The sequence below is a fragment of the Nonomuraea rhizosphaerae genome, assembly GCF_019396405.1.
Classification (GTDB): Bacteria; Actinomycetota; Actinomycetes; order Streptosporangiales; family Streptosporangiaceae; genus Nonomuraea; species Nonomuraea rhizosphaerae.
Window position 1 is genome coordinate 1 of record NZ_JAHKRL010000331.1, and the last position, 14,129, is coordinate 14,129.

The 14,129-nt window shown below is 72.5% G+C and carries 11 protein-coding genes; 6 read left to right on the top strand and 5 right to left on the bottom strand.

The window, feature by feature from the left end:
• The 4 genes from KME77_RS16635 to KME77_RS16650 all read left to right on the top strand — a co-directional run.
• A partial coding sequence (locus KME77_RS16635) for a Zn-ribbon domain-containing OB-fold protein (RefSeq protein WP_219468128.1) occupies positions 1-818 on the top strand: 818 nt, incomplete at its 5' end.
• Complete coding sequence (locus KME77_RS16640; protein WP_219468130.1) at positions 818-1,837, top strand: thiolase family protein; 1,020 nt, start codon at positions 818-820, stop codon at positions 1,835-1,837. The genes KME77_RS16635 and KME77_RS16640, both read left to right, overlap by 1 nt.
• Complete coding sequence (locus KME77_RS16645) at positions 1,837-2,985, top strand: thiolase family protein (RefSeq protein WP_219468151.1); 1,149 nt, start codon at positions 1,837-1,839, stop codon at positions 2,983-2,985. The genes KME77_RS16640 and KME77_RS16645 overlap by 1 nt, the downstream gene beginning before the upstream one ends.
• Positions 2,985-4,562, top strand: a complete 1,578-nt coding sequence (locus tag KME77_RS16650) for an acyl-CoA synthetase (protein ID WP_219468132.1) — start codon at positions 2,985-2,987, stop codon at positions 4,560-4,562. The genes KME77_RS16645 and KME77_RS16650 overlap by 1 nt, the downstream gene beginning before the upstream one ends.
• 86 nt (positions 4,563-4,648) lie before the next feature.
• Here the strand turns inward: KME77_RS16650 and KME77_RS16655 are convergent, their stop codons facing one another.
• From KME77_RS16655 to KME77_RS16665, 3 genes are all read right to left on the bottom strand, one after another.
• Positions 4,649-9,205, bottom strand: a complete 4,557-nt coding sequence (locus KME77_RS16655; RefSeq protein WP_219468133.1) for a hypothetical protein — start codon at positions 9,203-9,205, stop codon at positions 4,649-4,651.
• Positions 9,206-10,002: 797 nt separating this feature from the next.
• The gene (locus KME77_RS16660) at positions 10,003-10,629 is read right to left on the bottom strand and encodes a LysE family translocator (RefSeq protein WP_219468136.1); all 627 of its coding nucleotides are present in this window, start codon (positions 10,627-10,629) and stop codon (positions 10,003-10,005) included.
• Positions 10,630-10,686: 57 nt separating this feature from the next.
• Entirely contained in the window at positions 10,687-11,628 is a 942-nt protein-coding gene (locus tag KME77_RS16665) for a LysR family transcriptional regulator (protein ID WP_219468140.1), read from the bottom strand.
• Between the two features lie 110 nt (positions 11,629-11,738).
• Here KME77_RS16665 and KME77_RS16670 point away from each other — a divergent pair, with 110 nt between their 5' ends.
• On the top strand, positions 11,739-12,260 hold the full coding sequence (locus KME77_RS16670; protein WP_219468143.1) for a cysteine dioxygenase family protein: 522 nt from the start codon (positions 11,739-11,741) through the stop codon (positions 12,258-12,260).
• A 63-nt stretch (positions 12,261-12,323) separates the two neighbouring features.
• Here the strand turns inward: KME77_RS16670 and KME77_RS16675 are convergent, their stop codons facing one another.
• On the bottom strand, positions 12,324-13,157 hold the full coding sequence (locus KME77_RS16675) for an NAD(P)H-binding protein (protein WP_219468146.1): 834 nt from the start codon (positions 13,155-13,157) through the stop codon (positions 12,324-12,326).
• Positions 13,158-13,228: 71 nt separating this feature from the next.
• Between KME77_RS16675 and KME77_RS16680 the strand changes: the two genes are divergently transcribed.
• The gene (locus KME77_RS16680) at positions 13,229-13,600 is read left to right on the top strand and encodes a winged helix-turn-helix transcriptional regulator (protein ID WP_308250730.1); all 372 of its coding nucleotides are present in this window, start codon (positions 13,229-13,231) and stop codon (positions 13,598-13,600) included.
• A gap of 96 nt (positions 13,601-13,696) precedes the next feature.
• Here KME77_RS16680 and KME77_RS16685 read toward each other — a convergent pair.
• Positions 13,697-14,129, bottom strand: a 433-nt coding sequence (locus tag KME77_RS16685; RefSeq protein ID WP_219468149.1) for an alpha/beta fold hydrolase, incomplete at its 5' end; no start/stop codon positions are given.

Genomic DNA, 14,129 nt, shown 5'->3' on the forward strand with positions numbered 1-14,129 from the left:
GGCGCTTCCTGACCGAGCTGCGGGCCGGGCGGATCGTCGGCGTCCGCACCGCCGAGGGCAAGGTGCTGGTGCCGCCGCTGGAGTACGACCCGGCCAGCGGCGAGGCGGTCACGGACGAGTTCGTCGAGGTCGGGCCGGCCGGGACGGTCACCTCGTGGGCCTGGGTGGCCGAGCCGCGCGCCGGACATCCGCTCGACCGGCCGTTCGCCTGGGCGACGATCAAGCTGGACGGCGCGGACTCCTCCCTCGTGCACGTGGTGGACGCGGGCAGCCCCAAGGCCCTGCGGGCCGGCACCCGGGTGTGGCCGGTCTGGCGCGGCGAGCGCAAGGGGCACATCACCGACATCTCGCACTTCGCCCCTGAGGTCACCAGGATCGTGTCGAACGTCCGGGCCGAGTACAAGCTCCAGGTCAGCGGGTCGCTGCTGACCTTCCTCGAGGGCGTCGAGCGCGGCGTGTTCCTCGGCGGCCGGTGCGACACGTGCGAGCAGGTGTACGTCCCGTACCGCATCTTCTGCCCCCAGTGCGGCGGCTCGATCGAGGATCAGCGCGAACTTCCGGACACGGGGACGATCACCACGTTCGCGATCAACAACCTGCCCGACCCGCGTGCTCCGGAAGTGCCCTTCGTGTCCGCTTACATCCTGCTCGACGGGGCGGACATCCCGATGATCGCCCTGGTCGGCGGCGTGCCGGCGCACGAGGTGCGGCAGGGCATGCGCGTACGGGCCGAGTGGGTGCCGCCGGAGGAGCGCACGAGGTCCATGTCGAACATCCGGTGGTTCACCCCCACCGGCGAGCCGGATGTGGAGCTCTGATGCGTGAGGTAGCCGTCGTCGCGTTCGCCCAGACCGCGCACACCGACCACGACACGGGGCTGAGCGAGCCCGAGCTGATCCTGCCGGTCATCAACGAGGTGAAGGAGCGGACCGGGCTCAAGAGGTTCGGCTTCACCTGCTCGGGGAGCTGCGACTACCTCGCCGGGGCGCCGTTCTCGTTCGTCTCCGCGCTCGACGCGCTCGGCGCCTGGCCGCCGATCTCCGAGAGCCACGTGGAGATGGACGCCGCCTGGGCGCTGTACGAGGCGTGGGTGCGGCTCCAGCACGGCGACGTCGACTCGGCCCTGGTGTACGGGTTCGGCAAGTCGTCGCTCGGCGACCTGCGCACGATCATGACGCTCCAGCTCGACCCGTACTACCTGGAGCCGCTCGGCCTCGACCAGGTCTCCTTCGCCGCCCTCCAGGCGAGCGCGGCGGCCGGGGACAGGAAGGAGCTCGACGCGATCGTGCGGCGCAGCCGGGCCGACGGGCGGAGCAACCCGTACGCGCTCGATCTGCCCGAAGAGCTCACCGAGGAGTACGCGGTCGAACCCATCAGGAAGTCGGACGTCGCGCCCATAACCGATGGCGCCGCGGCGGTCGTCCTCGCGGCCGGTGACCTGGCCAGGGAGCTGTGCGAGCGGCCCGCGTACATACGGGGGATCGCGCACCGAATAGAGCCGCACTACCTGGGTATGCGAGAGCTGGCCCGGTCGGCCTCCGCGGCCGATGCCGCACGTGCCGCGGGGGTCGGCAAGGGTCCCGTCGACGTGGCCGAGCTGCACGTCCAGTTCGCCCACGAGGAGCCCATCCTGCGCCAGGCGCTGGAACTGCCCGGCGATACGGTGATCAACCCCTCCGGCGGCCCGCTCGCCGCCAACCCGGTCATGGCCACCGGCCTCATCCGCGTCGGCGAGGCGGCCAGGCGCGTCCACGACGGCACCGCCGCCCGCGCCGTCGCCCACGCCACCAGCGGGCCCTGCCTGCAGCACAACCTCGTGACCGTCCTGGAGGCATGATGGGAAACCGCTGCGCCGTCATCGGCGTCGGCCAGACGCACTACACCACCAAGCGCCAGGACGTCTCGATCGCCGGGCTGGTGCGCGAGGCCGCCGTCAGGGCGCTGGAGGACGCCGGGCTGACGTTCAAGGACATCGACGCGGTGGTCATCGGCAAGGCGCCCGACCTGTTCGAGGGCGTGATGATGCCCGAGGCGTACCTGGCCGACGCGCTCGGCGCGGCCGGCAAGCCGATGATGCGCGTCCACACGGCCGGCAGCGTCGGCGGCTCGACGGCCCTGGTCGGCGCGAGCCTGATCCAGGGCGGCGTGCACGACCGGGTGCTGGTCGTGGCGTTCGAGAAGCAGTCGGAGTCGAACGCCACCTGGGCGCTGTCCACCCACCTGCCGTTCAGCGCGTCGCTGGTCGTCGGGGCGGGCGGCTACTTCGCGCCGCACATCAGGGAGTACATCCGCAGGACCGGCGCCCCCGAGCACATCGGCGCGCTCGTGTCGGTCAAGGACCGGCTGAACGCCCTGAAGAACCCGTACGCCCACCTGAAGATCCCCGGCATCGACCTGAAGATGGTCCAGTCGACGCCGATGCTGTGGGAGCCCATCCGCTACCTGGACACCTGCCCGTCCAGCGACGGCGCCTGCGCCATGGTGCTGTCCTCGGAGTCGGCGGTCACCGGCACGCCCGCCTGGGTGCACGGCACCGCCATGCGCTCCGAGCCGATCTTCCGCGCCGGGCGCGACACGGTCAGCCCGCAGGCCGGAAAGGACTGCGCCGCCGACGTTTACGCGCAGGCCGGAATCGCCGATCCCCGCCGGCAGATCGACGTGGCCGAGGTGTACGTGCCATTCTCCTGGTACGAGCCGATGTGGCTGGAGAACCTGGGGTTCGCGGCGGACGGCGAAGGATGGAAGCTCACCGAGTCAGGCGCCACGGCACTCGACGGCGACATCCCGTGGAACGCCTCGGGCGGGGTGCTGTCCAGCAACCCGATCGGGGCGTCGGGGCTGATCAGGTTCGCCGAGGCCGCGCTCCAGGTGCGCGGCATGGCGGGGGAGCACCAGGTGGACGGGGCGCGCACGGCGCTCGGGCACGCGTACGGCGGGGGAGCCCAGTTCTTCGCGATGTGGATCGTCGGACGGGAGAAGCCCTGATGGAGTTCAACCACGCCGATCTCTTCGAGGGGATCGCGGATGCGGTCGGCGACCGGACAGCCGTGGCCTGCGAGGACGAGCACCGCACCTACGCCGAGCTGGACGCCGAGGCGAACCGCCTCGCCCACTACCTGCTCGACCTCGGCATCAAGCCCGGCCAGCACGTGGGACTCCAGCTCTTCAACGGCATCCCCTACATCGCCGGCCACCTGGCCGCGCTGAAGATCCGGGCCGTGCCGATCAACGTCAACTACCGCTACGTCGAGTCCGAGCTGCTCTACCTGTACAAGGACTCCGACATCCGGGCGCTGATCTACGACGTGGAGCTGGAGCCGCGCGTGGCGGCCGTCAAGGATGAGGCGCCGCTGCTGGAGCACCTGATCGCGGTCGGCGGGCCGTCGTCGATCGGCGTCCCGTACGCCGAGGCGCTGGAACGCGGCTCCCCCGAGCGTGGCTTCGAGCAGCGCTCCGGCGAGGACGTCTACATCATCTACACCGGCGGCACGACCGGCATGCCCAAGGGCGCGATGTGGCACAGCGAGGACCTGTTCATGGGCTTCGGCGGCGGCAACCCGTACGGCGAGCCGCTCAGCACCCCGCAGGCCGTCGTCGACCAGGCGGCCGCCGCCAACCCCATGGTCATGATGGCCGCCGCGCCGCTGATGCACGGCGCCGCCCAGATGGGGACGTTCATCAGCTGGTGGATGGGCTCGACCGTCGTGTACGTGCGCAAGTTCGACGCCGACGCCGTGTGGCGGGCGGTCGGCCGCGAACGGGTCAACACGCTGAGCATCACCGGCGACGCCATGGCCCGCCCGCTGGCCGAGGCGCTGGCGAACGGCGACTACGACGTGTCGTCGCTGATCGTCGTCAGCTCGACCGGCGCCATCCTCACCGGCGCGGTGCGCGACCGGCTCCAGCAGGCGCTCCCGAACATCATGATCCTCGACAGCTTCGGCTCCACCGAGTCCGGCTACACCGCCTCCGAGGTCGCCGGCTCCAAGCCGGAGAAGGGCCTGCACTACCAGCCGAACGCCACCGCCGAGCTGGCCGTCCTCGACGAGAAGTTACGCCCCGTCGAGCCGGGCTCCGGCGAGCTGGGGACCGTGGCCAAGGCCGGGCGAGTCGCCTTCGGCTACTACAACGACACGGAGAAGACGGCCCGGACGATGGTCACCGACGCGGACGGCAAGCGCTGGCTGCTGACCGGCGACCTGGCCACCGTCAACGCCGACGGCACCGTGAACGTCTTCGGCCGCGGCTCGCAGTGCATCAACACCGGCGGGGAGAAGGTCTTCCCCGAGGAGGTGGAGGCGGTGCTCAAGGGGCACGCCGGGGTGTTCGACGCGGTGGTCACCGGCGTGCCGGACGAGCGCTGGGGCAGCCGGGTGGCCGCCGTGGTCGAGGCGCGCAAGGACGTGCCGGTCACGGCCGAGGAGCTGGACGAACACTGCCGGACGCGGCTGTCGGGGTACAAGGTGCCTCGTACGTACGTGTTCGTGGACGAGATGGTACGGTCACCGGCGGGCAAGGCCGACTATCGGTGGGCGGCCCGGCAGGCGGCCGAGGGCTCCTGATTTTCTCCGTGGGCCGGTCTCTTCGCGGGCCGGTTTCCTCGTGGGCCGGTTCCTTCGTGGGCCGGCTTCCTCGTGGGCCGGCTTCCTCACAGACTCGCGTACCGGTCGAGGTCGCGCTCCACCTGCGCGGCCTCGTCGGCGCGGCCCGTCTGCCGCAGCAGCTCCAGCCTGCCCCGCAGGACCTCGCCCAGCATGGCCACCAGGTCGTCGTCCCTGCCGCGCGCCAGCAGCCCGCGCAGCAGCCGGTCGGCGGTGCGCAGCGCCTCCTCGGCCGTCTCGTGGTGGCCCAGCTCCTTGCGGCAGAGCCCGAGCTGGGCGTGCGCCACGGCGCTGAGCAGGTCGTCCTCGATCACGTGCGTGCCCCGGTGCAGCACGACGCTCGCCTCCAGCGCCCGCCCCGCGTCGATCAGCGCGTCACCCAGCATCAGCATGCCCTTGGCCAGGTGTCCCGTCAGCACCGGGTCGCCGAACGCCCACCGCTCCAGCGCCGCCACCGCCTCACCCAGCGGCTGCACCGCGTCGGCGTGCTTGTCCTGGAGCGCGAGCGCCGCGCCCAGGGACATCCCGGCCATGGCCCGGCCGGTGTGCACCCCCGCCGCGTCCACCCCCGCGGCCAGCAGCTCGTCGTACACCTCGATGGCCTCCCTCGCCCTGCCCTCCGCCCGCGTGCCGTCGTCCAGCTTGAGCAGCGGGAGCAGCTCGGCGCTCTGCGTGAGCGAGTCGGCGAGCACGGCGCGGCTGGTGCGGTCGTCGCGGGTGCGGGCGGCGGTGATGAGGTCCTCCACCAGCGGCTGGGCCTGGGCCGGTTCGCCGAGCATGAGGTGGCAGCGCAGGAGCCGCTGCAGGGCCAGCAGGTGTCCCACTGTGTGGTCGCCTTGATCGGTTTCGCCCTGGACGGCGATGCGCGCGTAGTGGATCGCCTCGCCGGCGCGGCCGTCGAGCAGCAGGTCGTCCACCAGCACCATGGCGGCCTCGGCCGCCCGTAGCCGGCGCGCCGGGGTGGGGGGCAGGGCCTGGAGGGTGTCCACGGTCTGGGTGAGGTGGGTCACGGCCTCCCGCGTCCTGCCGAAGCCGCGCGCCACCACGCCGCGCACGTGCTCGGTCGTGGCCCGTACGGCGGACCAGCGCACGTCGTCGTCCGTTTCTGTCCGCTCCTGCTCGGCCTCGGACCAGGCGACGGCCTCCAGGGCGTCCTGCGGCCGGTCGAGGTCGACCAGCGTCGAGCCGAGGACCGCGTACGTCATGGCCGCCGCCACCGGATCGGCCAGCTCGTCACAGAGGTCGGCGGCCCGCTCGGCGTGCGCCAGCGCCTCGACGAGCCGGCGCTCCCCGAGCAGCGCCTCCGCGTACTCGGACAGGGCCCGCACCAGAGCGGCCCCCTCGTCCAGCAGGTACACCGCCTGCTCCAGAGCCGCCCCGGCGGGCCGTCCGCACGCGCGCTCCAGGGTTCCCAGAGTGCCGAGCGCTTCCCCGAGCCGCGCTCGGAAGCGCTCGGGATCCAGCACCCCCAGCCCCCGGAACACCCTGACGGCCAGCTCGGCGCCCTCCACGGCGGCCTCACCCTCATCGGTCTCCTGGACGAACGCGGTCAGGCAGTCACCGAGCCGCTCATAGGGCTCGCTCCAGCCGCTGAGCGCACCGGCCCGCTCGACCCCGCTCACCAACGCCCGTAGCTGGACGATCAGCTCGTCTGTGGTGAGCCCGCCTTCGAGCAGCCGCTCCAGATACGCCACCAGAGCAGCAGGCTCGGTCCAGGAAGCCGCATCCGCTCGGCCCGCCTCCGTCGGCTCGTGAGACCACGCCGCCGCCGGGTCCTGGGCCTCCAGGAGCCCGCGCAACCACCCCGCCTCGGCCAGCACGGCGGCCCGCCACGACAGCTCAGCGCCGCCCCTCTCCCGCGCCTCGTCATCGGCCCGCGCCTCGCTGTCGGCCCGCGTCTCGTCGCCGGTCAGCGCTGCGTCGCTGGTCACCGCTTCGTGCAGCCCGGCCGCCGTCTCCAGTTGCGCCACCGCGTCCCCCAGCCGCTCCACCGCGGCCAGGCACCCTCCCAGCAACCGGTGCCCCCGCACAGCCAGCTCTCCCGCCGGAGCGCCCGCCGACCGAGTGACGATCACCGCCTCCATCAGCGCGGCGAGCGCCTCCTGAGCCCGTCCTCCGGCGATCAGGCACTCACCCAGGTCAAGCAGCCGCCGGGCCAGCTCCCGCCGATGCTCGCCCGGCTCCAATACCACCAGCGCCCGCGAGGCCGCCACGGCCTCACCCGCGAACGCCGCCGCCGCGGCCCGATCCCCTCGCTCGCCGTACAACCGTCCGAGCAGCCCGGCCCCCGCGCTCAGCTCCGGCAGCAACGACGGGTCGTCGACGGCCAGCTCCCGCAGCCGGGGCACGGCCTCCGCGGCGCAGAGAACGGCCTCACCCGCCCATCCCCGCCCGTCCAGCCACCCGGCCAGCCACGCCAGCCGCCGCGCAATCCCACGATCACCCCAGGCCACCCGGCCACGATCACGGGACGCCGTCCCGCCGTGATCAACCGGCGCTGTCCCGCCATGGTCGCCGGGGCCGCCGACCGCTGTGGCGAGGGCCGCGGTCAGCTTGGCGGCCAGTTCGGCGCGGAGACCGTCGTCCAGGGCTCCGAACGGCGGCAGGGGCCGGGGAGCCCAGCCCTGTCCCGCCACGGTTGCCGACGGCGGCAGCGACACGCGCCCCGCCCCGCCCGGCAGCACGGCGACGATCCCCTTCAACCGCTCCGCGACCTCCGCGTCACCCCCGGCGCCCTCGAACGCCGCCACCGCCGCGCCCAGCCGCCCGGCCCGCATCAACCCGCACGCCAGGTTGTGGTGCGCGCACTCACCACGCGCCGCGAACCGCCCGTCCTCCTCCGACAGCACCCGGAACCTGGCCGCCGCCTCCTCCGCCGGCTTCAACGCCGCCCCCGGATCACCGGCCAGCAGCGAGCAGGCGCTCAGGCGGAACAGCGCCTCCGCGCGCCCGGCCGCCGTCTCGTGCGACGGTGTGGCGGCGAAGATCTCGACCGCCTCCGCCGAGGCCGCCACGGCCTCCTCCACCCTGCCCGCCGCCGCCAGCCGCGCCCCCTGCTCAGCCAGCGCCCCGGCCAGCCGGGCGGGGGAGCCGGCAGTCCGCAGATGCTCGACGAGCAGCTCGGTGACCGCCAGACCCGACGCCCCAGGCCCGTCCACCGCCGCGTCCCGCGACCCCAGCCCGGCCACGGCCGCCGCCACCTCCGGATCGCCGCGGAACAACCGCAGCGCCGCGTCGAGCTGGTCCCTGACCTGCTCCCCAAGGTGACGCGCGTGCTCCGGAGTGGGCAGTAAGGTGTCGAGCCTTCCGATGAGCAGCGCCCGCAACGCCCCCCGTACGGCCGGCGCGGCGCTCGACACCCGCAGCACGTCCAGCATCCGCACCACATGCTCACCCGTACAACCCGGGAGATCGCGTACGGCCCGCACCAACGCGTCGAGCCCGTCCACCGAGGCCAAGAACCGCTCAGCCACGACATCCGGCCCCAAGGCCGACAACCGCTCCTCCCCAGGAAAAAGCCTGACCAGCCACTCACTCATGGCCACCCGCAGGTCGTGGTCCCGCAGCCGGGGCACCGCCGACAGCAGCTCGGGCAGTTCCTCACCCGTCGGCTTCGTGAGCGTGACCAGGGCGACCGCCTGCCGCGCCGTCACGGCGTCCACCGGCTCGCGGTCGTCGGGCCAGACCGTCATCCACTGTTCCTGCTCGTACGCCAGGAACCGGGCGAACAGCTCCTCACCCGCCCCGCCCTCATCCCCCCGCAACCGCATCAACGCCGCCAACTGCACCCGCAGCGGATCACCGTCCCCAGGATCGAACAACTCCGGCCGGACGGCCCGAGGCGGTGCGAACGCCCGCATGGCCGCTTCAACGTGCTCCACCCGCCGCTCGGGGGTCGGCAAGCGGTCGAGCTGGACGGTGATGGTGTTCAGCGCCCTCGGGCCGTCACCTGTCGTGGCGGCCCGCTCCAGCCGCTGCCACCATTCGCCCTCGGCGGGCTCGCGGGTGAGCAGCAGGATCCTGACCCGGGGATGGTGTGGCCGCTCGCCCAGCCGCCGTACGAGGTCGCCGATCGCCCCGGCCGACGGCTCGGGATGCTCGACGGCGAGCAGCGTGGGCCGGAGCACGTCGAGGCCGGCGGCGCCGTGCGGGCTGCCGAGGAACCCGGCGTCCCACCCCGTCCCGGCCAGCTCCACGCACAGCTCCCCCGCCAGCCGGGTCTTGCCCGTGCCGCCCTCGCCCGTCACCACCGCGACCGACAGCGGCCACGGCTCGTCGGCCCAGGTGCGGAGCCTCGCCAGGGCGTCGTCACGTTCCAAGAACGCCACGACCGCATGGCGCGGCATGAGCAGCGACCAGTCCGGACAGTCGGGAGGCAACGGCTCGCGGGCGGGTTCGAGCAGGGTCGCCAAGGGGGTCGCGTCGCCTCGCACGGCTCCCGACTGACCGCCCGCCAGAGTACGAAACTCCTGGTCGGAGAGGAGCACGTCCGCCGGTACGACGTCCAGGCGCCGTTCCGCGTGCCCGCGGACCACCCCGAGCACCTGGCCGCCGGCCTTCGCGAGCAGCGCGGCACCCGGCAGGCCGGGCAGGAAGTCCGGCACGGCTCCGAGAATGTCGACAACCAACCCCGGACGACGGCCTGCTGCCGCGCGACCGTTCGTTGTCGCACCACCGTCTACCGCCGCGCGACCGTTCGTTGTCGCGCGACCGCCTGTCGCCGCGCGACCGCCCTCTGCGGCGCCACCGCCTGCCGTCGCACGACCGTCTACTGCCGCGTGACCCCTCTGCGCCGCGCGGCCGTCCTCCGTCGTCCCGGCCAGGGCGGTCAGTGTCTCCAGGGGACGGAACCCATCGCGTTGCCGCCCCCGCCGGAACCCCCTGGCCACACATCGCACCCACTCGCCCGCGCCCACCCGCCCCCAGCGGACCGGCGCGATACCCGGAACGTCCTCCCACGGCGCCCCCCGCACCCACAGCAGCACCACCCCGGCCGCGTCGCCGCGCCCGCGCCAGACGGGAACCGCCGGGAGCCAGCCCGGCGCGCCCGCCGGGCGAACCTGGAACGGCGCCTCAACCGCGCCACCGTAGGCACCGGGAGGGGCGGAGGTACCGAAAGGAGCGGGGGCGCCGGAAATGCCAGAGATGCCGTAAGCGCCTGAGGTGCCGGAAGCGGCGGCGGTCAGGACGAGGTCGCGCCCGACCACATGCCCCGACCCGGTCACACCGACAAGGTCGTCATGACCGGAGTAGACCTCGACGACACGGTCGGCCCCGAGGCGGTGCGGTGACCTGTCCATGGGGCCCGCCCAGTAGCTACGTCCCGATGTGTCGTCCCCGACGAGGGTGTCACCACTATCCCATTCGAGGATCGCCCCCGGACATGGATTTGCCCCGCTTGTTACGCCTTCTCGCCCGTGAGCAACGCGGCCAGCCCGAGGTACACCAGACCGCTCCCGACGTCGAGCCGCCGCCGCGCCCGCGCGGACCGCCTGAGCCGCCCGGCCAGAGCCGAGGAGAGCAGCGCGTACGTGCCGTCGCTGGCCAGCCCGAGCAGCACCCAGAGCAGCCCGAACACCAGGATCTGCGGCGCGATCGGCCCGAGGCCCGGATCGGTGAACTGCGGCAGGAACGCCAGGAAGAAGATCGCCGTCTTGGGGTTGAGCACGTTGACCACGAACCCCTCCCAGAACATCCGCCGCTTGGAGTGCTCCTCCATCTGCGCCGTCTCGGCGGCCTCGCTCCGCTGCATCAGCTTGCGTACGCCGAGCCAGACCAGGTAGGCGACGCCCACCCACTTGACCACGGTGAACGCCGTCGCCGACGCGGCCAGCAACGCGCTGATGCCCAGCGCCGAGGCGACGATGTGGACCAGGGAGCCCGTGTGCACGCCGAGGACCGAGACGAAGCCCGCCGACCGGCCTTGGGCGACGCTCCTGGTGACGATGAACAGGACGGCGGGCCCCGGCACCACGAGGAGGGCCAGGGTGGCCGCGCAGAAGACAGCGATTGTCGCGAGATCCGGCATGCCGCCCATGGTAGGAGCGAGGGCCCGGGGCCGGTCAAAGGCTTTGTTGCGGGACGCTCAGCCGAGCGGTTGGAGGCTCTGCCGCAGGGCGTTCAGCAGCGCCTCCGTGGCGGGCTGGTGCGGCGGGTCGCCGTAGACGGCCGCGTACACGTGCCTGATGGACCCCGGAACGATCGACACCTGTACGTCCTTGTTCAGGTGAGCGGCCAGGGCCAGGCCGGGCAGCACGGTCAGCCCCATGCCCGCCGCCACCAGCGCCTGAACGGCCACGATGTCGTCGCTGGTGAAGGAGATCCGCGGCACGAACCCGGCCTTGGCGCAGATGTCGAGCAGATGGCCGCGGCACCGGTCGCAGCCCGCGATCCACGAGGCGTCGGCGTGCGCGCCCAGATCGGCGCACTCCTCCGCGGAGTCCTCTGTGGACTGCCCGGCGGACTGCCCGGCGGACTGCCCGGCGGACTGCCCGGCGGTGGCCGGGGACACGAGGTGGCTCGGGTCGTCCAGCAGGTGGATCATCTGGATCCCGCTGTCCTCGGGCGCCGTGTCGTCGTACCGGAACATGACCGCCACATCCACCCGTCCGGCCCGCAGCAGCCGCAGCGCCTCTGGCGGCTCGGTCTCCGTCAGCTGCAGGCGCAGCCCGGGATGTGACTGTTTCAGCAGGGTGGCGGCTTTGGGGATGAACGTGCCCAGCGCCGACGGGAACGCGGCCAGCCGGACCCGCCCCGACTGCAGCCCGACGTGCGCGGCCAGCTCGTCGGCCGTGGCGTCGAGCCGGCTGATGATGTCGGCCGCGCGGTCGGCGAGCAGCTTGCCCGCCTCGGTGAGCCGGATGCCGCGCCCGGCGCGCTGCACGAGCTTGGCCCCCGTCTCGGCTTCGAGCCGGGCCAGGTGGTGGCTGACCGACGGCTGCGAGTAGTGCAGCTCCCGGGCGGCGGCGGTGAGCGAGCCCCTGCGGGCGATGGCGACGAGGACGCGCAGTCGTACGACATCCAGCATTCATCAATCGTATCTATCGATGAGCCAGAAGACTTCTGTTGGACCTATGAGTCGGAACGTAGCACCGTAGAAGGGGAAGAGGAATTCCCGGCTTCTCCTAGGGAGACACCATGAATACGATCCTGATCCGGCCAGGGCTCGACAGTCTCGTCTCGGACGTCGGCGACATCACCGCCCGGCGCCTGGGCCCGCGGCGGACCGCGTTCGCCGTGGGAGACCTGCTGCGTCCCCGGCTGGTCACGCTCGACCTGCTCACGCCGCAGGAGCGGGAGGGGGCGCCGGACAAGTACGTGTCACACGTTCTGCACGCGAGTGACGACTTCTCGATCGTGGCCGTCGTCTGGCGGCCCGGCCAGGGCACGGTGATCCACGATCATGTGTCGTGGTGCGCGTTCGGTGTGATCAGCGGGATCGAGCACGAGACGCTCTACCGGGACATGGGGGACCACCTTGTGGAGATCGGGCAGGCCGCCAACATGCCCGGCGAGGCCAGCGGGTTCGCGCCGCCCGGCGACATCCACAAGGTGATCAACGTCAGCGACGAGGTGGGGGTGTCGGTGCACGTGTACGGGGCGGACGTGAGCAGGCTCGGCAGCAGCGTCCGCCGCGTCTACGACCTGCCGGTCCGTTAACGCCGAGGGCTGGCGGCGTCAAAAGCCCGCCCGGCGTCGGAAGCCCGCCAGAGTCAAACCCCGTCAGGCCCGCAGCCCCGCGGCGATCACCTCGGCCGCCGGGCGGGGCGGGCGGCCCAGCAGCGCCGCCAGGTCGCCGTCCGTGCCGGCCAGGAACCCGTGCGCGACCGCCGAGTACGTGGACACCACGAACGGGACCTGCCACCCCGGCAGCCCGAGCCCGGTCAGCGCGTCGCGCAGCTCGCCCAGCGAGCCGGACCGGTAGGCGACCTCCTTCCCGGTGGCCGCGGCGACCGCCTCCGCGACGTCGGCGCCGCCCGTCGCCACCGGCCCGACCAGCTCGTACACGCGGCCGCGATGTGCGGCGGGCTCGACCAGGATCGCGGCGGTCACGTCCGCGAGGTCGTCGCGCGACACCGCGGCCAGGCGGCCCTCGCCCAGGGGGACCGACAGCAGGCCGGTGTTCGCCGCGTCGAGGGCCGGCAGGAGCAGCAGCTCGGCGTAGAGGCCGTTGCGCAGGATCGTCCAGTCGAGGGGGCTGTCCTTGAGGCGGCGTTCCGTCCAGCGATGAGGCAAGGCGTACGGAAGGTGATCACCCGCCCCGGTGATGCTCGTGTACACGATGTGCCGCACCCCGGTCCGCTCCGCCGCGTCGATGGCGGCCGCGTGGCGGGCGATCACCACGTCGTCCTCGGCCTCACCCGCCGAGACGAGCAGGACGGTGTCCGCCCCGGCGAACCCCGCGGGCAGGGTGCCCGGGTCGTCGAAGTCGATCAGACGTACGGGAACGTCCGCTTTCACCCCGGACGGGTTCCTGCTGCCCGCCTCCACGTCCTCGGGGATACGGTCGAGAACGAGGCCGGCCAGCCCACCCGAAGCGCCGGTGACAAGGATCATGTGCTTCTCCTAGCATGGTTCTTTTTGGTAACCATGGCAGGGTGGGCGTACCCGCATAAGGAGGCACTTTCGTGTCAGCGACGAACACCGAGGTAACCTGCGACGTCCGCGAGGTGCTCGACCGCATCGGCGACCGGTGGACGCTGCCGGTGATCGTCGAGCTGTTCCAGGGGCCGCGCCGCTTCCGTCAGCTCGAACGCGGGGTGGAGGGCATCTCCCAGCGGATGCTGACGCTGACCTTGCGGAAGATGGAGCGTGACGGGCTCGTCGAGCGCACCGTTTATCCGACCGTGCCCGCCCAGGTCGAGTACGAGCTGACGCCGACGGGCCGCAGCCTCAGCGAGGTGCTCCAGGCGCTCGCGGGCTGGGCCGCCGAGCACCGCGAGGTCGTGATCGCCTCCCGGGCCCGCTGGCGCGAACAGCACCCCGACACCCGATCCTGAACGGCCACCCGATCCTGAACGGCCACCCGATTCTGAACGGCCACTCGATTCCGGGCGACCGCCCGATCTGCGAGCGTCACCCCGACCTGGGGGCTCTCACTTTCCCTGGAGGTAGCTCTCCAAGCGGTCGGCCAGCTCCTTAGGGCGCGACAGCATGACGGCGTGACTGCCGTCGATCTCGTCGGGGACCAGACCGAGCCGCTCCCGGGCGACCCCGCGCATGAACTCCGGCTCGAAGAAGCGGTCGTCGCGGCACAGCAGCACCACCGTCCGCACGTCAGGCCAGCGCTCCAGCGGCCACGGCTCCGCATATCCCTTGTCGACGTGCTCCCGGCTGCGCGACAACGCTTCGGCGGCCAGCTCGGACGGGACGTCGTGCATGAACACCCCGACCTGGTCGGAGAGGTCACGCTGGCCGAAGGCGGTGTTGGCCCACCAGTCGCTCGGGGGCTCGCCGTGCACCGGGATCATGGCGGCCAGCATCACCAGCAGGTCGGCCCCGGCCCGCTCGCAGATGAGCGGGCCGACG